The organism is Vibrio sp. 2132-1 (assembly GCF_033344315.1).
Map to the genome: position 1 here is coordinate 1 of NZ_JAWPON010000133.1, position 955 is coordinate 955.

Consider the following 955-nt stretch of genomic DNA (forward strand, 5'->3'; position numbering starts at 1 on the left):
AAGAATCGCTCCGCTCACCACAATGATTGCCAGTGACTTCGTTACCGTTGGCCAGTTTACCGTTCTCTTAAACATCGCCACGTGCTTCTTTTGACGCAAGAACGTCCACGTCGCCATAAACGCGACAGCAAAAGTAGACACCTTGATACCGCCACCCGTAGAGGTCGAACCCGCACCAATCAACATCAAAACGATCATGATGAGTAATGCCGGTTGCGTGAACTGCGTTAAATCAACACTGTTAAAACCCGCTGTCCGCGCACTGGCTAATTGCAAGAAAGCATCCAACCATTGCCCGCCAGTATTGATTGACCCCATGTTGTTGGGGTTGTGACGTTCCAAAACCCAAAACAGCACCGTTCCCACCAACAGCAGTAACGGCGTGGCAATCAACATGATTTTGGTGTGAATATGTAAGAAGTGGAAACCTTTACGCCAATGTCGCCAAACGTCACCAATCACAGTAAAACCCAAGCCGCCAAAGATAAACAGACCAGCTAAGGTGAAACTCACTAACGGATCGTTGACAAAACTCATCATGCTGTCAGAGAAGAGAGCGAAGCCAGCATTGTTGAAAGCCGAAATAGAATGAAACAGCGCATAGAACATGCCCGTCTGCCACCCCATTTCTGGCACCCAACGATACGAGAGGAAGACAAAACCAATCGCCTCTGCCACCAGCGCAAATGTGACGATCTTTTTCACCAAACGACGCAGGTTGACTTGCCTTTCTTGGCCAAGTGCTTCTTTGGCTAACGCTTGCTGACGTAGACTCAAGCGCACCCCAAACATATAGAGCAGCACCGCAGATAAGGTCATTTGCCCTAAGCCGCCGATCTGCATCAAACACATCAGAAGAATTTTACCCGCGAGCGTAAAATGTTGGCCAGTATCGACCACACCCAATCCCGTCACACTAATGGCTGAAGTCGCGGTAAACAACGCGTCAGTAATA

At 48.9% G+C, this 955-nt stretch carries 1 protein-coding gene; it reads right to left on the minus strand.

Going from position 1 to position 955, the window contains the following annotated elements:
- Positions 1–954 (minus strand): TrkH family potassium uptake protein (locus R8N47_RS23930; protein ID WP_318185941.1); only part of this gene is annotated, 954 nt, incomplete at its 3' end.
- Between the last annotated feature and the right edge of the window lies 1 nt (position 955).